16 protein-coding genes are annotated in these 21,336 nt (G+C 57.2%); 9 read left to right on the top strand and 7 right to left on the bottom strand.

Translation table 11 applies throughout. From position 1 onward, the window contains the following. The first annotated feature begins 614 nt into the window (after positions 1-614). The 4 genes from HNO82_RS02835 to HNO82_RS02820 are packed head-to-tail and all read left to right on the top strand — an operon-like array spanning position 615 to position 7,899. Complete coding sequence (locus tag HNO82_RS02835; protein ID WP_175342680.1) at positions 615-2,099, top strand: ATP-binding protein; 1,485 nt, start codon at positions 615-617, stop codon at positions 2,097-2,099. Continuing rightward, positions 2,099-4,828, top strand: coding sequence for a Z1 domain-containing protein (locus HNO82_RS02830; protein WP_175342679.1), 2,730 nt, complete (start codon positions 2,099-2,101; stop codon positions 4,826-4,828). The genes HNO82_RS02835 and HNO82_RS02830 overlap by 1 nt, the downstream gene beginning before the upstream one ends. Then, positions 4,815-5,771 (top strand): PD-(D/E)XK motif protein, encoded by a 957-nt coding sequence (locus HNO82_RS02825; protein ID WP_175342678.1) that lies wholly within the window; start codon positions 4,815-4,817, stop codon positions 5,769-5,771. Before HNO82_RS02830 ends, HNO82_RS02825 begins: the two co-directional genes overlap by 14 nt. Positions 5,772-5,781: 10 nt before the next feature. Then, complete coding sequence (locus tag HNO82_RS02820; RefSeq protein ID WP_175342677.1) at positions 5,782-7,899, top strand: AIPR family protein; 2,118 nt, start codon at positions 5,782-5,784, stop codon at positions 7,897-7,899. 57 nt (positions 7,900-7,956) lie between these two features. Here the strand turns inward: HNO82_RS02820 and HNO82_RS02815 are convergent, their stop codons facing one another. Beyond that, positions 7,957-9,543, bottom strand: coding sequence for a DNA cytosine methyltransferase (locus HNO82_RS02815; protein ID WP_175342676.1), 1,587 nt, complete (start codon positions 9,541-9,543; stop codon positions 7,957-7,959). Between the two features lie 44 nt (positions 9,544-9,587). Here HNO82_RS02815 and HNO82_RS02810 point away from each other — a divergent pair, with 44 nt between their 5' ends. Then, a complete protein-coding gene (locus HNO82_RS02810; RefSeq protein WP_175342675.1) occupies positions 9,588-10,043 on the top strand; it encodes a very short patch repair endonuclease in 456 nt (151 codons plus the stop codon). A gap of 361 nt (positions 10,044-10,404) precedes the next feature. On the opposite strand, the gene HNO82_RS02805 is transcribed toward HNO82_RS02810, so the two are convergent. From HNO82_RS02805 to HNO82_RS02780, 6 genes are all read right to left on the bottom strand, one after another. Next, the gene (locus HNO82_RS02805) at positions 10,405-11,595 is read right to left on the bottom strand and encodes an AGE family epimerase/isomerase (RefSeq protein WP_175342674.1); all 1,191 of its coding nucleotides are present in this window, start codon (positions 11,593-11,595) and stop codon (positions 10,405-10,407) included. Positions 11,596-11,621: 26 nt separating this feature from the next. Beyond that, complete coding sequence (locus tag HNO82_RS02800) at positions 11,622-12,638, bottom strand: ABC transporter permease subunit (protein ID WP_034349684.1); 1,017 nt, start codon at positions 12,636-12,638, stop codon at positions 11,622-11,624. Between the two features lie 2 nt (positions 12,639-12,640). Beyond that, a complete protein-coding gene (locus HNO82_RS02795; protein ID WP_175342673.1) occupies positions 12,641-14,233 on the bottom strand; it encodes a sugar ABC transporter ATP-binding protein in 1,593 nt (530 codons plus the stop codon). 120 nt (positions 14,234-14,353) lie between these two features. Continuing rightward, the gene (locus tag HNO82_RS02790; protein ID WP_175342672.1) at positions 14,354-15,304 is read right to left on the bottom strand and encodes an ABC transporter substrate-binding protein; all 951 of its coding nucleotides are present in this window, start codon (positions 15,302-15,304) and stop codon (positions 14,354-14,356) included. A 113-nt stretch (positions 15,305-15,417) separates the two neighbouring features. Beyond that, the gene (locus tag HNO82_RS02785; RefSeq protein ID WP_175342671.1) at positions 15,418-16,047 is read right to left on the bottom strand and encodes a nucleoside/nucleotide kinase family protein; all 630 of its coding nucleotides are present in this window, start codon (positions 16,045-16,047) and stop codon (positions 15,418-15,420) included. Positions 16,048-16,461: 414 nt separating this feature from the next. Next, the gene (locus HNO82_RS02780) at positions 16,462-17,070 is read right to left on the bottom strand and encodes a cysteine hydrolase family protein (RefSeq protein WP_175342670.1); all 609 of its coding nucleotides are present in this window, start codon (positions 17,068-17,070) and stop codon (positions 16,462-16,464) included. 196 nt (positions 17,071-17,266) lie between these two features. Between HNO82_RS02780 and HNO82_RS02775 the strand changes: the two genes are divergently transcribed. From HNO82_RS02775 to ybeY, 4 genes are all read left to right on the top strand, one after another. Further along, entirely contained in the window at positions 17,267-18,118 is an 852-nt protein-coding gene (locus tag HNO82_RS02775) for a LysR family transcriptional regulator (RefSeq protein WP_175342819.1), read from the top strand. 193 nt (positions 18,119-18,311) lie between these two features. Then, a complete protein-coding gene (gene miaB, locus HNO82_RS02770) occupies positions 18,312-19,652 on the top strand; it encodes a tRNA (N6-isopentenyl adenosine(37)-C2)-methylthiotransferase MiaB (protein ID WP_175342669.1) in 1,341 nt (446 codons plus the stop codon). A gap of 30 nt (positions 19,653-19,682) precedes the next feature. Next, positions 19,683-20,816 (top strand): PhoH family protein, encoded by a 1,134-nt coding sequence (locus tag HNO82_RS02765; RefSeq protein WP_175342668.1) that lies wholly within the window; start codon positions 19,683-19,685, stop codon positions 20,814-20,816. Further along, positions 20,803-21,258: an rRNA maturation RNase YbeY gene (ybeY, locus tag HNO82_RS02760; protein WP_008325707.1), complete on the top strand. Its 456-nt coding sequence runs from the start codon at positions 20,803-20,805 to the stop codon at positions 21,256-21,258. The genes HNO82_RS02765 and ybeY overlap by 14 nt, the downstream gene beginning before the upstream one ends. The last annotated feature ends 78 nt before the right edge of the window (positions 21,259-21,336 follow it).

Below are 21,336 nucleotides of genomic sequence, written 5' to 3'. Positions count from 1 at the left end.
TGCAATCATGCGTATGCGGCGCCGTCCGAAAAACCCGCCTCTTCGAAAGAAGGGCGGGTTTTTTGTTTTATATCGTTCTCGGCATTAGCGTCCGTCAAGTTGAAAGGACGCATGGCAATGTGGCTTTCGCCCCGTTCATTGCAGTCAATTAGCTGCAGGATGGCTCGCGCCCCACCCTCAACTCCGCGCTGAATCCGGCGAGGAAAAAGCTCGAAGCCAAGATGCCATCGAGCATTGGAAGCCAAAAGGGGGCGAAAAAAATTCGCCAAACCCTCCGTCCGCGTTCGACACAACCTATAAAACGCCCGTAATTAAAAGTTACGCACGTATAAAGTATTTCCAAGTACTTCTTGCGGCAAATAAGACGCAAGAACTCCAATGCGCGGCATCAGGACGTACCGTCCGCCCCTCGAGCACCGGCCCCATCCAGCGCAAATCCGGCAGCAGTTCTTCCCTGAGACCAGATCGCACTGGTCAATTCCCCCACTTCTCGCTTCACCGGTCAGCCAAGCATCCAAGATCTGCGTACACCATGATCTTTTCGGCAACATCGCTTAGAATCGAATGAGGTCGCAGAAATTAAAAGTTACGCAGGACGCGAATCGGGGGGAAACATGAACATTGGCCTATCCAAGAAGCCAGCAACGGAAGAATCCGAAACCATAGAAGTACTTCCTGATCCAGTCAGCCTCATAGAATCCATGCGCGCGGTGGGTTACACGACCGAGAGCGCAGTGGCCGATCTGATTGACAACAGTATCTCCGCAGGGTCTTCGGCTATTCAGATTGAGTACGATGCAACGCAAGAACCATTCGTTGCGATTCTGGACAATGGACGGGGCATGAATGCTTCCGCACTAACGGATGCGATGCGTCACGGAAGCCGCAATCCGGTTGAAAACCGTGCTGCGCATGACCTCGGCCGGTTTGGCTTGGGATTGAAGACGGCATCATTGTCTCAGTGCCGAAAGTTGACAGTCGTCAGCAAAAAGGAGGGACATGTCCATGCTCGCTGCTGGGATCTAGATTTCGTCAAAAACGTGCAGAGATGGATGGTCGTTGTACCCGAGGCCGAGATACTTCAGCAACTGCCGCTATTCGAGAATCTCCTGGAACAAGAAAGTGGCACGCTCGTCGTATGGCAGTCCCTCGACAAATTGATGGCAGGCTCGGCGCATCCTGTTGATGAAATGAAGACGCGTATGGAGGGACTTCATCATCATCTTTCGTTTGTCTTCCATCGATTCTCAAAAAAAGAGGATCGACTCTCGCCTATCTCGATTTTTGTCAATGGACAAAAGCTTGATGCACTGGACCCTTTCCTGAAAGAGAGTCCATTCACCCAACCGTTGGAAGGCCAGGAGATCCGACTTGGTAGCGAAGCGATCGCTGTCCAGCCTTATGTTCTTCCTCACCTCAGCCACTTGAACACCGAACAGGCGCAGCTTGCTGGGGGATTGGATAGCCTTCGAAACAATCAAGGCTTTTACATTTATAGAAACCGTAGATTGGTGATCTGGGGAACATGGTTCCGTTTGGCCCCAAAAGAAGAGTTTTTCAAGCTGACACGAGTACAGGTAGACATTCCCAACTCGCTAGATCACCTTTGGTCGCTGGACATCAAGAAGTCGTCCGCCTCTCCCCCAGATATCATCCGCAATCGACTGCGAGACTTGATCCCGCATTTCGCAAATGCCAGCAAGCTGACCATTACCTATCCAGGACGAAAGCATAAGTCACAAGCCGTATTCCATCCATTCTGGGATCGAATAGAAACATCGCACGGATCGTTCAGATACCAGATCAATACGGAGCATCCGTCAATAAAATCATTGGCAGATTCTCTCGGCAAAGACGAGCAAAAGAAGCTGCAACATATTCTTGATTTGCTGGCGGCAGCGCTCCCCCTTGAGTCAATCTACTCCGATATGTGTTCCGACCAGCGCTCGAAGAGAACGAATAACGAGAAAGATCAGATCCGTGACATCGCATCAAAAATGATGAGTGTCACCGGGCTGGATTTGAGCGTAGTTCTCACGCTTGACCCAATCGGCAGATTTCCCCAATTTCACGACGCTATCCGCAAGGAGCTTTCCTGATGAGCAAATATGCAATGGATCACGTTGGCATCGCCATGAATATCATCAACGGCAGGCCGTTGACCGAATCACTTCTGGAACAAGTTCTGACAATGCTGTCAAACCTTGACTCCAACCTCGGAGAAACAGAACTCAAAAGGATTCGCAGCAAGCTGGAATCCACCATTGGCATTCAAGTTTCGGTAGGCGGAGTCGTTCGCGAAGATGCACATGAACCATGGCTCCTTGATCAGAAGGGGAAGATTGAGTGGCATTATTGGGACAGCTACAAGCGGCTGCTTGTATCTCAAGGATGGAGCCCCGCTGTCGTACGTGTATTGGATGAAGATACGGATAACATTATCACTGAGTGCGGCAACCCAAGTCTCGAGGAAGGATGGAACATTCGGGGTCTTGTCATGGGTGATGTTCAGTCAGGCAAGACAGCAAGTTATAGCGGGGTGATCGCAAAAGCAGCTGACGCTGGCTATAAAGTCATCGTCCTTTTAACCGGCATGATCGAAGACCTTCGTAAGCAAAGTCAGGAGCGCCTCGACTTTGGCTTTGTAGGCCGTGACAGTCGGGACGTGCTTGGGAAAAACACAGATAGACCAGCTATCGGAGCGGGGAATTACCGCAGCAAATCGGCGAACGTCCTGACCTCCGTCGATTCGGATTTTCTGACAGCAAATGCCCAAGTCTTGGGCCGTATCCCACTGAAAAACATTAATGAGCCCATTCTTTTCGTTATCAAGAAAAATGTTTCTCCTCTCAAGAATCTGAATGAATGGCTAACTGCTCAGATGAAAATATCGGGTTTAGCCCAGCACCATGTTCCACTCCTCGTGATCGATGACGAGGCTGACAATGCCTCCGTCAATGTAAAGAAAGAGGACGAAGATCCCGCCAAGATCAACGCGGGAATTCGCGATCTTCTCAAGAAATTCTCCCGCTCCTCATACGTCGCCTACACGGCGACGCCGTTTGCCAATATCTTTATCAACCCCGATCAAGAAGACGATTTATTCCCGTCCAATTTCATTTACAGCCTGAACACACCATCCAATTACATCGGCGCGAGCAGTATCTTCCTTGAGGAGGGGAAACATCATGCGCAGCTTCGTGACATTGATGACGCTGAAGAAATTATCCCTCATGCCCACAAGAAGGAACTTCCGATTGATGACATTCCGGAGTCTTTGAAAGACGCTGTTCGAGTCTTCTTGATTAGCTGCGCCATCCGCGACATTCGCGAGGAGGAATTGCGCCATCGTTCCATGCTGGTCAATGTAAGCAGATTCACCGATGTCCAGAAACGGATTTCGGAGAAAGTCGGCAACTTCCTTTGGAATTTGCAAGAGGAGATTCGCCAGTATCTATCAAGCATTTCTTGGAAAAAGCATTCGGAGCTGGTTGAACTGAAGGCCGTCTTCGAAGATGAGTATGCAAACGCCGGCGTCACTTGGGACGAGATACGAGCGCAGATCAATGAATCAGTCGCCTCAATTAAAGTAGTTACGATCAATCAGAAGTCCGCACCAGAGGAAAAGCTTGATTACTCGCGCTATAAAAATACGGAAAAGGGCAGAAGGGTTATTGCCATCGGAGGCCTTACGCTTTCGCGTGGTTTAACACTGGAAGGCTTGAGCGTCAGCTACTTCTATCGAAACTCAAAGGCCTATGACACCTTGCTTCAGATGGGACGCTGGTTCGGGTATCGCCCGGGATACGATGATCTGTTCCGTATCTGGATGAATAGTGATGCGCAGAACTGGTATGCACATATTGCGAATGCTGTTGCCGAGCTGCGGACAGACTTCCGGCGAATGAGCGCGGACCGGCTTCCACCGTCAAGGTTCGGCATTCGAGTAAAGGCCCATCCGGACACATTGATCGTAACGGCGCAAAACAAAATGCGCACAGGGCAAGAGTTCGTTCACTCTATTTCTTTTAGTGGTGCGGGAATCGAAACGGCCTACGTCGTAAAGGATCAGTTGAACCAACAAAACATCCAATTAGTAAAGCAATTCATTAAGGAACGTGGAACTGCAAACGTACAAAAGAAGCGCTATTTCTGGCGGGGTGTAAAAAAGCAAGCAGTTGCGCAGTTTCTCGCTGCCATGAACATCAGCAACTTGAATATGCAATTTATTCCTGATGAAACAGGGGGGCGTCCCTTGTTGAGGTTCATCGAAGAAAATCTTTACCCTGCTTTGGAGAACTGGGATATCTGCATTCCACAAGGCGAAGCCGATCCGGTGGATGACTTAACTATCACGACCGAAGCAGGAGTTACGGGCGGAGTGTCATGTCGAAAGCGCCAGTTCGAACAAGTACAAAAAGGCGCCCCCTATTTGAAGCTAAATAAGCAACGTGTTGGGGATACTAGCGACGAAAAAGTAGGCATGTCAGATCCTGAGATTAATGCCGCAAATGAGGCATGGAGGAAAGAGCGAGAGAAGGATGCGGGCTTAGGTGAAAGCGTCCCGGGCTATATGTACAGGCAACATCGACCATTTCCGTTGCTGACAATCCACTTTCTGAGACCTGGCGAGCCTAGCGAAAAGACTAAGGCCGGCGCCATGATGGACCCAAAGGAAGTTGGGACGACGCCGATAGTGGCGTTAAGTATTAGCTTTCCTGATTTCGATCCTGGCTCGAACGGGCAATACGTCGTCTATCGATTAAATAAGGTTGCGTTGCGCGATCTTATTGGAGAAGAAGGGAGTGAGGACGATGACACCGATTGAAGCCCTCTGGAACAAGTTGCAACAGGACGCCCTCCTTGAGCCGCTGCGTGAATCTAATTGCAGGCTGCTAAAGATTGAAAATACTTCTGCTTTCGATACCTTCGCTGGAATCGATAGTTCAGGATTCGCTATCGTGGCATTTAGCTGCCGCACCAAGCCTCCTGCAATCGATTTCGAGACAGGGGCTCTTGATTATTTTAGACAGGGGCGACTGAATGGTCAGTGGCTGATGGCTCTACGTTTGAAGAACGAGAGCCTTCGACAAGTGTTTGGTCGACTATGCCAAGATTTGATTGACGAATCCCACCATGTCTTAACCGAAGCAGGCTTGATCTCTCTTTTCCGGGAGCGCCTCGTGCTATGGAAGAGGCTATTTGGCAACAGCGATGACGGATTGCTCAAGTCTTATCAAATCAAGGGCCTATTGGGAGAGTTGCTTGCTCTGGAGAATTTTAATTCGGAATTTCCAGATGCTCCGCATGCCTTGATAATGGCCTGGACGGGCCCGGAGGGCGGCGACCAAGATTTCCATTTCCCCGAACATGCTGTTGAAATCAAATCAATTTCACCATTCGCAGAAGAAATTACCATTTCCTCCGCCGCGCAGCTGGACTGCACTCTTCCGCTGGAACTGCATCTATATTTCTTGAAGGAATGTGCTCAAGAAGAGCCAGGAGCAATCTCACTCGCACAGCAGGTAGTCCGCATAGAGAATATTGTGCATAGCTCGCCAGAGGCACTGAGGGCATTTCGCCAGAAGCTGCTCTCAGTGGGATACGTTGAAAATCCTTATTACCAGACGGTCACGTTCGTTCCGGTTGAAGCACGACGCTTCGCCGTCACAGATCAATTTCCGAAAGTCGTGGATGACATGCTTCCGATTGGGGTGGTTCATCTGTCCTATGGCCTGTCGCTTGCCTCGATAGCACCGTATCAAATTTGAAAGGTTTCAAATGCAGATCGATGAATTCTTGGTGGAATTGTCCCAGCTGATCGCACGTCGAAGTACCGCCAGTCATCTTGTTGATACCCTTGCATTTGTTACTGAAGTAGCCGACCGCCTTGAAGACGACCCTGTTTTCGGGGAGTTTGAAAGTATCGAATATCGGGGAACCGGAAGTTATTCGCGACAGATGCGGATTCATGGCTTCAATCGGCTTGACGAGGCAGACGGAAGCATTGGATTGGTCATCGGAAAATGGGAGGATGCCCCGTTACCGCAGACACTGACGAGCAACACCGTGACCCAAATGTCAGGCTGGCTGGAGAACTTTGTTCGCGAATCGATTGAAAATGATCTCTGCGAACGTATCACTGAAGCCAACCCAGCCTACGAGTTGGCGCTGCAACTCAGGAATGAGCAAAAGAAGATAAGCAGAATCCGCCTCCATATTTTCAGCAATTCGCTATTGAGTAGCCGCTTCAAAGAGGAACTTCAGGGCGAGATCGCAGGAATCCCTGTCGAGCGTCACATTTGGGACTTGCAACGCCTCTCCGCGATCTATCAGTCAGGTCGCGAACGAGAAGTTGTCGACATTGATCTGATTGCTCTCGGCGGTTCGGGTATCCCATGTATTGAAGCTGCGAAGTCGGATAACTTGCGTTCATATCTATGTGTCATTCGTGGCGATCAGTTGGCGGATCTGTTTGACCGTTATGGAAGTCGCCTGCTTGAAGGCAACGTGCGATCTTTTCTCGGTATGAAGGGCGGAGTAAACAAGGGGATCAGGGCCACGATTCAAGACGAACCCAGCTTGTTCTTTGCCTATAACAACGGCATCGCTGCAACCGCGTCTGATGTAACCGTTCAGAACGTCAATGGGCGGGACGTTATCACCCACTTGATCGATCTTCAGATTGTCAATGGTGGTCAAACCACCGCAAGCATCTTGAGCGCACGAAAAAAAGACAAATTAAGCCTTCAAGACGTCTCCGTACAGATGAAACTTACCAAGGTTTTGCCAGAGAAGGCGCAGGAACTAATACCCAATATCGCTGAATATTCAAATACTCAGAACAAGGTTGCTGCTGCAGACTTCTTCGCAAATCATCCCTTCCACCGAAAAATGGAAGAGGTCTCACGCCGACTTCTTACTCGCTCGGTAGCAGGTCATCGAATCCAGAGTAAATGGTTTTATGAGCGCTCGCGGGGACAATTCCAGAATGAACGCCTGTATCTGACAAAATCCGAGAAAGCATCCTTCGAGCTGCAATATCCTACGGAGCAACTGATCAGCAAAACTGATCTCGCCAAATACTGCCACTCTTGGGAAGAAAAGCCTTACTGGGTTAGCTTGGGTGCACAGAAAAATTTCTCCAAATTTGCTGCGAAATTTTCCAGCAAAGACAGCGACATTACCGAGGCCGAGCATTGGCAAGCCATTGGCGCCTCATACGGCGACGACTTTTTCAAGTCTATGGTGGCCATTGCCATTATCTGGAAGAAAATGGAGTCTATCGTCGATTCCGCCAAAAACTCATGGTACGAGGGCGGGTACCGGATAAATATCGTCACCTATTCTATTGCCAAGCTTGCCTACGATGTCCGCAAGGCGGGCGGGGAAATTGACCTGGAACGAGTTTGGAACAATCAGGATGCAGGACCGGAAATCTCCGGACGACTCGAACAACTCGCGCCGCATGTCCAAGCGTCGCTCCTTCTTCCGCCTCCAGGCGTGAAGAACGTCGGGGAATGGTGCAAGAAAGAAGCATGCTGGGAAAGCATCAGCCAACTTAGACTTCCTTGGGAAGTGAGCGTCAAGGCGATGGCGATCACCAAAGAAGCTCACGTTGCGAAAAAGGTTGAAGAAAAGAAAAAAGGATCTGTGGACGCTGGAATTAACCTGCAGTCTGAAACACTCGCACTTTGCATGGCCGGATATTGGGCTGCACTGTACGGATGGTCGGGAAGCCGCATTGACCTATTCTCGCCAGCCGACAGGAGCTTGCTACAACGTGCCAGTACGACACAGGGATTCCTGAAGCTAGCTCAGGAGGCGAGCTGGAAAAAACTAATGACGCTCAAAAAAACTGCCGAGGATGAAGGGTTCAGAAACGAAACAAAGAAATAGGCTCTGCATGTTGGCTCCCGCGATGACATCAACATGGTGATGTCATCGCGAGTCTTTCTAAAAATCCTTGGCGCCACGGCTTTCGAGGATCGCCAATACTTTCTTTGCGATCTTCCGAGCCAACATGGGAGGCACTGCATTACCCACTTGATGATATTGCTGTGTGCGGTTGCCCTGAAAAAAATAATTATCAGGAAAGGTCTGCAGGCGCGCCGCCTCTCTCACCGTCAGGCTTCGGCATTGGGCCGGATCCGGATGAATAAAATAATGGCCGTCCTTGGCGATGTGGCTCGTCACAGTAGTCGAAGGCATTTCCCTGAGCTGCACACGGAATCGGTCCTTGAACTTTCCGCTCATCCAATTTTCATGATTGGGATGAAGACTTTCCAGCAGATCAAACTCCTCATGTCCCGAAGGCGACCTCTTTCTGGCTGAGGCAAATACTGCGGCATATGCGTATCTCGCCAAGTCACTACTCATGTGAGATCGGACATCGTGGTTGAGCCATACCTTGAGGTTCTTATCCGTATACCATTTTTCAAGCGGAGAATCGTATGATCGCTCTCCCTTGGTTCGAGGATACCTTAGGGCGCCCGAGTCCATATCAGATGCGATTTTCCCCGCATACCTCCCAAGCTCGGCACGGATATCGGTCATTCCTCCGCTACCTGCCGTTGCGATTCGCATATCTTTGAGGTGCCGATTCACAGCGTCTGCCCAGAGCTCCGGGCTGTCCGCCTGCTTGCTGAGGCGGCTCCTCAGACGCGGCAGCGAGCCGATAGCATCTTCAACAGTCCGATATTCCATTTGCTTCTGCAAGGCGCTGGGAGCGACATCAATGTCATCCCTTACACCGATCAGAATGACGCGATGACGCGCTTGAGGAATGCCGTAGTCTTCTGCTCGTAATATGAAATCCTTCGGATTAATATCGTCAGGAACCATGGTCCGGTCAAAATACGTTTGGCACGACAGAGAATAAATACGATAGCCGTACTTTCCTGGCTTGTTGCCCATAGCCAAGTCTGGATCTGCCAAATCCCGCAAAATCGTTTCGAAGATAAGCTTCCCACCAACGGAAGCAGAAAGGATTCCCTTGACATTCTCCATGACAAACACCGATGGTCTGTAGCGCTGGATAATCTTCAAGTATTCCTTGTACAGAAAATGGCGGTGATCCTTTTCTGGCACGTAGTCAGCAGTTCCCATGTTGCGGGAGCGCCCGACCAAGGAATAAGCCTGACAAGGTGGGCCGCCGATCAATACCCACGGAATGCCGGGACCAATTTTCTGCTCTTTCAGCACACGCTCGAGGCGACGATTGTCCTCTTCGTTGCCCAACGTTAATTGGAGCGCTTCGCGCCCCGCACTTTCCCAGTCCGCGAGCGAAGCCATATCATAAGGAAGCTCCGCCTCGCCATTACAATAGAGATAATATGGGCGCAGCGCCTCCAAGCCTTTGCGTTTCAGGCTTCTGTAATAGGCTCTCAATCTAAGTGTTTGGTGAGCGGATGCCTCCATTTCAGCCGAAACGGCGATATGAAATGCGTTGTTAGGCAATCCGGAAAATCCTTCGCCAAGCCCCCCGGGGCCGGCAAACAGATCAACGATCGGAATAGAATTACTGGCGACTGGGTGAGTCATTCCCTGGGAGTCAATTAACTAAACGGCTAGGATACCAGGAAAGCATGGATGTAGTCGACAGATCCACACGATCGCGGATGATGGCTGGCATACGGTCTAAAAATACGCTACCCGAAAAGCAGGTCCGATTGTTCCTGCATGCGCGAGGATTCCGCTATCTGCTTCACGACAAAAGGCTTCCAGGTTCCCCTGATATAGTGCTTCCGAAGTACAGGGTTGCCATTTTCGTGCACGGTTGCTTCTGGCATCAACATCAACGATGCAAGAAAGCAGCTAAGCCCAAAACCAATCCAGAAAAATGGGCATCCAAATTTACGCAAAACGTCGAAAGAGACCGGAGCCATCTTGAAGCTCTTGAAAGTGCCAACTGGAAAGTGATCGTGATCTGGGAATGTGGACTCGGACGCTCTTCCGACAATTATGACGCCTTGCACTGGCTACCTGAGGCCATTCGTAACCCTTCCGTCTCCTTTAGGGAGTGGCCACTGATTAGCGACTGAGGCCGCTTACTCAAATCGCCCTCAGTCACCCTTGGTCCTGATGCCTCTGTGCAACTCATAAAGCGTCTAAGCCTCACAAAGAATGTTCATCGGCGATGCGCGATCGTTCCTACAGCTCCATTTTGAAAGCCCCACTTGGGATAAGCTGCTGGCCGTGGATCCAAGAGCAAGGTTATTCAGAACAGGTGGAATCGGTCGGTACGCCACTGACCAGACGCATTGATCACATGGTCGATCTGTCGCCACTGGCCTCCGGGTCACCCCGTCGTGAAATAAGGCACGATCATGAGCCAGTTTCCGAAATTCGTAAAATTTCAGACGATGTGCTCCAAAAGATTTCCTGAACACTGCCTGCCCCCGATCACTCACCCAACCCACCCGCCTCCAATACATCCCAGCACGCCCCCATGGTGTGATAGTCCACCTTCCCCGCTGGCGACTTGGTATCTTCCATCTTGCTGCCATCGGCAGCCAGAATACGAAACCAGCCCCCATGATGGTGATCGATCATGTGCGCCCAGCTCCACGCCCAGATGGCGTGATACTGCTGGCGGAAACGGACTTCCCCGGTCACGCGCCAAAGCCGCCACGCGCTGGCGAAAGACTCGGCCTGGACCCAGAAATATTTGTCCGTGTCATAGGGACGCAGGTCCGGATCGAAGCCGTAGATCAAGCCACCGTGGAGCGCATCCCAGCCGTGCTGCCACGCTGCATCCTGCAATTGCGCGGCACGCGTCACATAGGCCGGACGCGGCTCCTGCGCATGGGCGATCAGCAAGAGCTTGGCCCACTCGGTCTGGTGCCCGGTCTGGAAACCCCAGGGCTTGAAAATGTTCTCGCGGTTACCCCGGTTGTAGTCATGATCCAGGGACCAATCCTGCCGGTAATGCTCCCACACCAGATCCTGCGATTGCCGCGCCAGACCGAAAACGAAGCGTTCGATCAGCAATTGCGCGCGCTCCAGATAGAGAGCTCGTCCGGTGGCGACGTGGGCAGCCAGGCAGGCTTCGCACATGTGCATGTTGGCATTCTGACCGCGATAGGCGATCAGTTCACCGGCGGCTGTGATTTCATCTGCATACGCCTGATGCGCCGGCTCGAAGAAGGCACTCTCCATGCGCTCATACGCCAGCGCTACCTGCTGCGCATCGCACAAACCAATGCGATGCGCATGCGCCATCGCCAGCAGCACGAAAGCCTGACCATAAGCCATCACGGTGCCGTCTTCGATCTGCCCGTCACGCAAGGTCCACGCATACAGACCGGCCAGCGGCCCCGCTACATGACGGAAGCGCTCCAGGTGCGCCAGTGCATGGCGCGCCTGCTCCAGGTAGCGCGGCTGCGCCGTATGCAGGTAGGCCATCGATTGCGTGAAGACCAGGCGCGTCGCACTGACCAGATGACGATGACTGCGCTCATAGACGCTGCCATCGTCCTTCAGGTAATGAAAAAATCCGCCCTCGGGATCGATGGCATGACGATCATAGAAGGCCAGCGTATCGGCCACGTGCGCCTGCAGAAAGGCGCGGCTTTCGACATCGGGAAGAGGCATGGGGACTCCGGGGTGAGAAGAGCGTGTCATTGGGTCGCATCCTTCTGGCGCCATTTGTCGAGGATCACGGCCAGTACGATCACCGCCCCCTTGGCCACGTATTGCCAGAACGAGGACAGACCGAGAATGGTAAGGCCGTTGTTCATCACGCCGATGATGAGCGCCCCCACCACCGTGCCCCAGATCGTGCCCACGCCACCCATGAGGCTGGTGCCGCCCAGCACCACGGCGGCAATCGCATCGAGTTCATAGCCGCTGCCCCAGTTACCGTTGGCGCCATACAGGCGGCTGGCCGACATGGCCCCCGCCAGGCCGGAGAACAGGCCGCTGATCGAGTACACGAACAGCAGCACCAGCCCCACGCGGATACCTGTCAGGCGCGCCGCCTGCAGGTTGCCGCCGATGGCGTAGATGTGCATGCCCAGCACCGTCTTGCGCAGGATCACCCAAGACAGCAGCACCACTGCCACGGCCATCCAGATCAGCCAGGGCACGTGCAGGAAGTCGCCATTGCCGATCCATTCAAAACTGGGAATGTCATTGTTCAGGACCGTGGTGCCATCGGCCAGCAGGTAGGCCGCACCGCGAAAGGCCGTCATCGTGCCCAGCGTCACCACGAAGGCATTGATGTTGAGGAAGGCCACCATGCCACCATTGATCATCCCCATCAGCAGACCCGAGACGATGAACATGGGAATCGACCAGCCCGGTGCCGCGCTCAGCGATACCTGCATGCCCAGTACCGCCGACACCGCCAGGACCGAGCCGACCGACAGATCAATGCCGGCCGTGAGGATGACGAAGGTCATGCCGGCCGCCAGCACCAGATTGATGGCGACCTGGCGCAGGATGTTCATGGTGTTTTCCGCGCTGGCGAAGTTGGAGCTGCCGTCGCCGCTCAGATAAACCGTCAGGGCATAGAACAACAGGTATAGCACCACCAGCACCGGCAGCATGCCCAGCCGGTGCAGCAGCCATTGCGAAACAGTGGAAGAGACGCGCGTGGGAGCGCCGTTGTTATGTACAGGAGCAGAATGAGCCATGACTAGGAGGAATGAAAAGAGGAAGAAGACGGCAAGCCCGCACGCGGCATGCCGCAAGCCGGTTCGCCTTGGCCATGCGCAGCAGGCATGCCACCGGCATCCGTGGCCAGGTGCATGATGGCTTCCTGGGTGATGGCCGCACCGGCCAGTTCGCCGCTGATGCGGCCCTCACGCATGACCAGCACGCGATCACAGATGCCAATGACTTCCGGCAGCTCGCTGGAGATGACCACCACCGCCACGCCCTGTTCGGCCAGCTTGTGGACCAGTTGATAGATCTCGCTCTTGGCATAGATATCCACACCCCGCGTGGGTTCGTCCAGGATCAGGACCTTGGGCGCAATCTCCAGCCAGCGCGCCAGCAAGACCTTCTGCTGGTTGCCCCCGGAAAGCTTGCCCACGGTCACCTCGGGATGCGCGACCTTGACATTGAGGCGAGCGATGGCATCGCGCGCCACGCCCGCCAGCGCACGGCTGCGCAGCAGTCCCATCGTGCTGTGACGCGCGGCCACGTTCATGGTGGCGTTGGCGCCCACAGCCATCTGCAGAAACAGGCCCTGGCCCTTGCGGTCTTCCGGCACATAGGCGATACCGGCCCGCATCGCCGCACGCGGCCCGTCGATCCGCAGCCCCCGTCCTTCCAGCAGGACATGACCGCCACTGCGGGCATCGGCACCGAAGAGCAGGCGCGCCAGCTCGGTACGTCCGGCACCGACCAGTCCGGCAAAGCCCAGCACCTCGCCGGCCCGCACCGAGAAGCTGGCGGGCCTGACCTTGCCACCGGCCAGGTCCTGCACCTGCAAGACCACCGGCAGCGCCGCCGCGCGTTCCGGGGGCATGCGCTGGTGCTGATAGAACTCGCCCAGCGAGCGGCCCACCATCATCTGCACGATGCGCTCGGAATCGATCTGCTCGCGCGCCAGTTCGCCTACGAAACTGCCGTCGCGCAGCACCGTCACACGGTCGGCCAGGGCGTAGACCTCGGCCATGCGATGGCTGATGTAGATGATGGCCAGGCCTTCGTCACGCAGCCGCCGTACCACACCGAAGAGATGTTCGGTCTCGCGTTCGGAGAGCGCAGCCGTCGGCTCATCCATGATGACGATGCGGCTGCGATGCACCAGGGCGCGGGCGATCTCGACCTGCTGCTGTTCGGCGATGGAGAGTCGTCCGGCCTGGTCGGAGGCACGGAAGGCCGCGCCCAGTTGCCTGAGGACGGTATCGGTGCGCTGGCGCATGGCGGCGTGGTCGATCAGGCCCCAGCGGCTGCGCAGCTCGCTGCCCATGAAGACATTGGCGGCCACGCTGATGTTGGGCGCCACCGCCAGTTCCTGGTAGATCAGGTTGATGCCGGCGGCGCGGCTGGCACCGGGGTCGCGCAGCGACACCGGTTTGCCGTCCAGCAGGATCTGTCCGCCGTCCGGTGCATGCACGCCTGAGAGCACTTTCATGAGGGTGCTCTTGCCGGCGCCGTTCTCGCCCATGAGCGCATGGATCTCGCCGGGGCGAATGGTGAGCTGCATATCCGACAGCGCGCGCGTGGCCCCGAAGGACTTGCTGATGCCGGTCATCTGCAAAATGGGAGTGGAAGTCATGGCATTCGAAGAAAGCTGCCGCCTGGTGGCAGGAACGTCCCGAAACAGGGGCGTGTCCCGGCCGCAGGGACGGCGGATCCGGCTCGCCTGCCTGCGCGGCAAGCCGGTGCAGCGGCGGCCTCAGTTGGCCGGGACCCAGCCCTTGTAGTCGGCCACGTTGTCACGCGTGATCAGCTTGACCGGCAGCAGCTTGACGGCCTTCTCCGGGGTGTGCCCATTCATGACCTGATAGCCGATGGCCACGCTCTCGGCGGCCATGCCATAGGGGTCCTGCGCTGGCGATGCAGCAAAGAGCGACTTGCTGTCCTTGAGCGCGCGCTCGGCATCGGGCGCACCATCCACGCCGGTGATGAGCTTGATGTCGCTGCGCTTGGCCTGGCGGATGGCCAGTTCGGCACCGATGGCGGTGGGATCGTTGATGGCGAAGACACCGTCGATCTTGCCGTGCGCTGCCAGCAGGTTGGACATGGTGGTCATGCCGCCATCGCGACTGCCGCCGGCGTTCTGGTTGTCGGAGAGGATCTTGATGCCGGGCGACTTCTTGAACTCGGCCTTGCAGCCGGTGACGCGATCCATCACCGCCGATACCGGCGGCCCATTGACGATGACCACGTTGCCCTTGCCCTGCAGCTTGTCGACGATGAACTTGCAGGACTCGGCACCGGCCATGGTGTTGTCCGACATGACGGTCACGTCCGCGCCCTCTGCGGCCACGTCCACCGCCACCACGACGATGCCGGCTTTCTTCGCCTTCTTCACGGCCGGGCCGATGCCCTTGGAATCGGCCGCGTTGAGCACGATCATGTCGACCTTGTTGGCGATGAAGTTCTCGATCTGCCCCACCTGGGTGTTGAGGTCGTACTTGGAGGAGACCACGGTGACCTTGGCGGCCGGATTGATCTTGTGCGCGCCGCTCTCGGCCCCCTTGGCAATGGCCACGAAGAAGGGATTGGCGAGGTCGCCGAGGGTGACGCCAACGGATTTCAGGGGCTTGTCCGCTGCCTGCGACGGTATTGTGACGGCAGCCAGCCAGACAGTGGCGCAGGCAATGGCGAGGGTTTTCTTGATCATGCTTGTCTCCGTTCTTGTTGGAAGTGCGAGGGGGATGGCCGGGCCCGTTGCGGCCCCATTTCTTCTTGCTGCTTGCTGCTTGCTGCTTGCTGCTTACATGTGCGCCGGGCAGCTCAGTCCCGGCGGAAAATCTGGTCTGCGCGATTCCGCGTGGTCTCGATCAGCGCTGCATTGACTTCGTCGCTGTTCATGACCCAGGCCGCGGCTTGGTCGGCAGTGCGACCGAATTGCACGTGGCGGGCGATCAGGCGCTGCCGGCGCAGTGCCGGGTCAATATCGACGTACCACACCTCATCGAGCAAAGGCCGCACGTGCGCCCAGTGACCGCGGTCGAGCAGCAGATAATTGCCTTCGGTGATGATGAGCCGTGTCTCGGGGGCAATGGCGATGCTGCCGGCGATGGCTTCCTCGATCTCGCGCAAGAATTGCGGGGCGTAGATGACTTCATCGGCACCCTGCTGCCGCAAACGTGACAGCAGCCGGACATAGCCCGCACTGTCGAAGGTATCTTCCGCGCCCTTGCGTGAGGCGCGGCCCAGCCGTGCCAGCTCGGCATTGGCCAGGTGGTAGCCATCCATGGGCAAGATCACGGCCTGCCTCAGGCCCTGGTTATGAACATGCGCCAGCAGCGCCTGGGCCAGGGTGGACTTGCCGCTGCCGGGTGGGCCGGCAATGCCGAGTATGGTGCGCTGGCCACGGGCCAGCAGCGCCGCAAGCCGGTCGCTGAAGACTGCCGGAATCATGGTCGACTCATTCCTTTTTCTAAGGACCGCACCGAGGGCAGTCCGTACGCGCCAGGCGTATTACTTATTGAAATACAGCACAACAGCAAGGCCTTCTGCCGTGCTTGCCTCTCCCGTTGTCCAGGCTGCTGGCGGCTGTCGTGCCAGCCGGATGGCAGCATCAGAAAATTTCGGAAAGCCGATAAACTAAGCGATTCTTTCTCTCAAATCTCAGCGCTCCTGAATATTCATACGTAATTTCTAATTATTGCTAGTTCCGCGTCGTCAAGGCGATGAAATTTTCCTCGAATATTTTCAATATCGATCTGCTTATGAGTAAGTCAGAGACATGAAAAAAGGACGCTACCGGAGGGGGAGCGTCCTTGCTTGTTTCCTTAATGCGCCGGGAGGCGCAAGGAAGATTGCCGAACCCTTTCAGGCCATGGCCAGCGCTGCCGCGTCGGCCACGACGGTGGCATAGCGGTCGGCCAGCTCGGTCAGCGCCACGCGCTGGACCTCGGCTGCTTGCACCGGTGCACCGCCCAGCGGATCCGGCAGGTCGCGGGTGGCGCAGGCGGCGGCCACCACGGTCGAGGTATAGCCGTGGTCCAGCGCCGAACGTACGGTGGCGCTTACGCACATGTGGGTAGCGAATCCGGCCACGATCAGGGACTTGCGCCCGGTCTTGCCAAGGGCCGCATCCAGGGTGGTCCCGGCGAAGGCATTGGGCAGGCCCTTGGGCAGGACCAGCTCGTCACCCTGCGGCCCCACGCCATCGATGATGGCCACATGCGGCCCTTGCGGATCGAACATGGCCCCGCCCGGCTTGCCGTGGTGGACGACGTGGATCACCGGTGCACCGGCGGCACGGGCCTGGCGCAACAGCTCGGCGATCTGGCCGACGGCAGCATCGATGCCGGCCAGGGGCGCACGCCCGGTGGTGTATTCGGTCTGATGGTCAATGATGAGCAGGACGGCCTCTTGCCAGGTGGCGGCACGCGCGCTGCCACCGGCAATCTGGATCAGGGTCTGAGGTGTGGACATGGCGGTTCCTTGTGAAAAAAAGTTCGAGAAAATTGAAAAAAAACGCGGTAGCTGTTCGGAAATGCACAGGGACGGATCATCTTAGTCCGATAAAATTCGCACTGCCATTCACCGAAATCGCCACCCACCTGTGAAAAAATTAACAGCCTCCTCGAAGAACGTGCGCGTACCTGCGCACCAGACCGTGCATGCAGCCCTGGATGCCGACTGGGAGAGCCTGCGCAGTTTCGCCGCCTTCATCGAGGCCGGTAGCCTCTCAGGTGCGGCGCGTGCGCTGGGCGTCACGCATGCCACCATCGGCCGTCGTCTGCAGCAACTGGAAGACGCCCTGCAAGCCCCGCTGTTCCTGCGTCGCGCCGAGGATGTGGAACTGACGCGCCTGGGCGAGAGTGTCCTCACTGCCGCGCGCGCCATGCAGGAACAGACGCGCCAGCTGGCGCGCACTCTGGCAGGCGAGGACCTGCGCCTGGAAGGCAAGCTGCGCCTGGCCTGCACCGATGCCATCGGCACGATGTTCCTGGCCCCGCGCCTGCCGCAGCTGTTGCAGCAATGGCCGGCGCTGGATGTGGAACTGGCCATGGGGCACCAGACCCTGAGCCTGGCCCGGCGTGAGGCCGACCTGGCATTGCGCTTCGGCAAGCCGCAGGATGGCGAGCTGATCGCCAGGCCACTGGGTGCGGTGCGCTTCTACCTCTGTGGCACGGCCGAGAAGATTGCGCACTGGCGGCGCGCCCCCAGGTCGACGCCCTTCGTGGCCTATGACGATGGCGTGCCCGACATTCCGGAGACGCACTGGATCGCCGCCCATGCGGCCGGCAACCCGGTACGTTTTCGCAGCACCAGCCTGGTGGCGCAGTGCATGGCGGCGCGCGCCGGGGTCGGGATGGCCCTGCTGCCGAGCTATCTGCTGGCCCCGGAGCTGCAGACTGTGGAGTCCACGCCACAGCTGCAGCGCGAGCTGTGGGCGGTGTTCCATCGCGATCTGAAAGCCCTGCCGCGACTACGGGCGGTGCTGGCCTGGCTGCAAGACTGCTGCGCGCAACTGTGATATCTGCCTTGCAGACAAGCCCGGCGCGCCCTCGCGGGCGCTGGCCGCGACGCTCGGTGCTATAATCGCGAACCTCCGGGGATGGGCTCCTCCACCGCTGCAGCAACCGATTCCAGCGGCCCGCCGCCCTCCTCCTCGCCGGCGCGCGCATGTTCCATGCGTCCTTCCTGCGCTCTTGCCCTGATAACGATTTATGCAGAAAAAAGTATTCATCAAAACCTTCGGCTGCCAGATGAACGAGTACGACTCGGACAAGATGGCCGACGTGCTCCATGTCGCCGAAGGCCTCGTCAAGACCGACCGTCCGGAAGAGGCCGACGTGATCCTGCTCAACACCTGCTCCATTCGCGAGAAGGCGCAGGAGAAGGTGTTCTCCGACCTGGGCCGCCTGCGCGCGCTGAAGAAGGACAATCCTGATCTGTTGATCGGCGTGGGCGGCTGCGTGGCCTCGCAGGAGGGCGACGCCATCATCAAGCGCGCGCCCTTCGTGGACATGGTGTTCGGCCCGCAGACCCTGCATCGCCTGCCGCAGATGATTTCCGAGCGGCGCTACAGCGGCCGCCCGCAGGTGGACATCAGCTTCCCCGAGATCGAGAAGTTCGACCACCTGCCGCCGGCGCGGGTGGAAGGTGCCACCGCTTACGTCTCCATCATGGAAGGCTGCAGCAAGTATTGCAGCTACTGCGTAGTGCCCTATACGCGCGGCGAGGAAGTCTCGCGCCGCTTCGAGGATGTGCTCACCGAAGTGGCCGGACTGGCCGACCAGGGCGTCAAGGAAATCATGCTGCTGGGCCAGAACGTCAACGCCTATCGCGGCGTGATGGAAGATGGCGAGATCGCCGACTTCGCCCTGCTCATCGAATACATCGCCGAGCTGCCGGGCATCGAGCGCATCCGCTTCGTGACCAGTCATCCCAAGGAATTCTCGCAACGCCTGATCGACACCTACGCCAAGGTGCCCAAGCTGTGCAATCACCTCTACCTGCCGGCGCAGCATGGCTCGGACCGCACGCTGGCCGCGATGAAGCGCGGCTATACGGCGCTGGAATACAAGTCGGTGATCCGCCGCATGCGCAAGGTGCGCCCGGATATCACGGTGCAGTCGGACTTCATCGTCGGTTTCCCCGGCGAGACGGAGGAAGATTTTGAAGCGCTCATGAAACTGGTGGCCGATGTGGGCTTCGACAACAGCTTCTCCTTCATCTTCAGCCCGCGTCCCGGTACGCCGGCCGCCAACCTGGCCGACGACACCCCGCAGGAGGTCAAGCTGGCGCGCCTGCAACGCCTGCAGGCCGCGCTCAATGACAACGCGACAAAGATCAGTGCGGCGCAGATCGGCACGGTGCAAAAGGTGCTGGTGGAAGGCGTTTCCAAGCGCCGCGAGCATGAATTGCAAGGCCGTACCGAGAGCAATCGCGTGGTCAACTTCGACGGTGGCCCGAACGGTCAGCGCCTGATCGGCGAGATCATCGAGGTCCGCGTTACCGAAGCCTTCCCTTTCTCGCTGCGTGGCGAGATCGTGCCCCGTCATTGATGATTCAATCCCCCTAACCGGAATCGTGCGTTGAAAAAAATCCCCAACCAGCCCCATCACTTCACGCCCCAGCCGTTGGACAACAGGCGCCTGGCCAACCTGTGCGGTGCGCTCGATGAAAACCTGCGCCAGATTTCGGCCGCGCTGGACGTGACCATCTTCCGCCGTGGTGACCGCTTCGTGGTCACCGGCACCAATGCCGAGCGTGCGGTGGAAGTACTGGAACGCTTCTACGAGAAAGCCGACCGCCCCGTGGCGGTGGACGATATCCAGCTGGCCCTGGTCGAGCAGCGCGCCAACGCCGCCGCCGATGAAGAAGCTGGCCTGCCGCCGCTGCCCGCGCGGCGCGGCAGGGCAGCCGCTGCTGCCGCCGCTGCCGCTGCCGCCACCGAAGACAAGGACAGCCAGGACCCGCTGCCCGAGAGTCCCATCCTGAAGACCCGCAAGCATGACCTGCGCGGACGCACGCCGCACCAGAGCCAGTATCTGAACGCCATCCTGGAACACGACATTACCTTCGGCGTCGGCCCGGCCGGCACCGGCAAGACCTACCTGGCCGTGGCCTGCGCGGTCGATGCGCTGGAGCGCGACGCCGTGCAGCGCATCGTGCTCACCCGTCCGGCGGTGGAAGCCGGCGAGCGCCTGGGCTTCCTGCCGGGCGACCTGGCTCAGAAAGTCGATCCCTATCTGCGCCCGCTGTATGACGCGCTGTATGACCTGCTCGGTTTTGATCGTACGCAGAAGCTCTTCGAAAAGCAGGCCATCGAGATCGCACCACTGGCCTACATGCGCGGCCGCACGCTGAACCACGCCTTCATCATTCTCGACGAGGCGCAGAACACCACGCCGGAACAGATGAAGATGTTCCTGACCCGCATCGGCTTCGGCAGCAAGGCCGTCATCACCGGTGACGTGACACAGGTCGACCTGCATCACGGCCAGAAGAGCGGCCTGGTCGATGCACTGTCGGTGCTGCACGATGTGCGCGGCATCGCCTTCTCGCGCTTCACCAGTGCCGACGTGGTACGCCATCCGCTGGTGGCGCGCATCGTCGATGCCTATGATGCTGCCGGCAACGCCAAACCCGATACCGCGCGCGCCACTGCCCGCACTGCCACCAATCTCCTGACCAAATCCGCCAAGCCGCGCCATGCCAAAACATAAACTCACGCTGTCGGTGCAATATGCCGACGACCGCCTCAAGGACAGCATCACCCGCCCTCTCCTGCGCCGCTGGGTGCAGGCGGCCCTGTTTGCGCCGGCCGAACTGACGCTGCGCTTCGTCGGTTCGGAAGAAGGCCGCGACCTCAACCGCGACTATCGCGGCAAGGACTACGCCACCAACGTGCTGACCTTCGCCTATACCGAGGATGAGGACAGCGAAGTCACCGAAGCCGACATCATCTTCTGCACCGATGTGCTGGAGAAGGAAGCGGCCGAGCAGAAGAAGACCGTGGAAGAACATACCGCCCATCTGGTCGTGCATGGTGTGCTGCATGCGCAAGGGTATGACCACGAGGACGACGAGGAAGCCAACGAAATGGAAGCCCTGGAAACCGAGATCCTGGCGACCCTGGGTTATGACAATCCCTACAAGTCACGCTGAACGCGGCAGCGCTCTTGCCGTTGAGGCAAGAGCCGGCTGGTTGCTCCGGACGGTCTGCTGATGCAGGCCGTTTTTTTT

The sequence above is a fragment of the Herbaspirillum sp. C9C3 genome (genome assembly GCF_013359625.1).
Taxonomy (GTDB): Bacteria; Pseudomonadota; Gammaproteobacteria; order Burkholderiales; family Burkholderiaceae_D; genus Herbaspirillum.
This window is presented reverse-complemented; position numbering and strand designations above follow the sequence as displayed.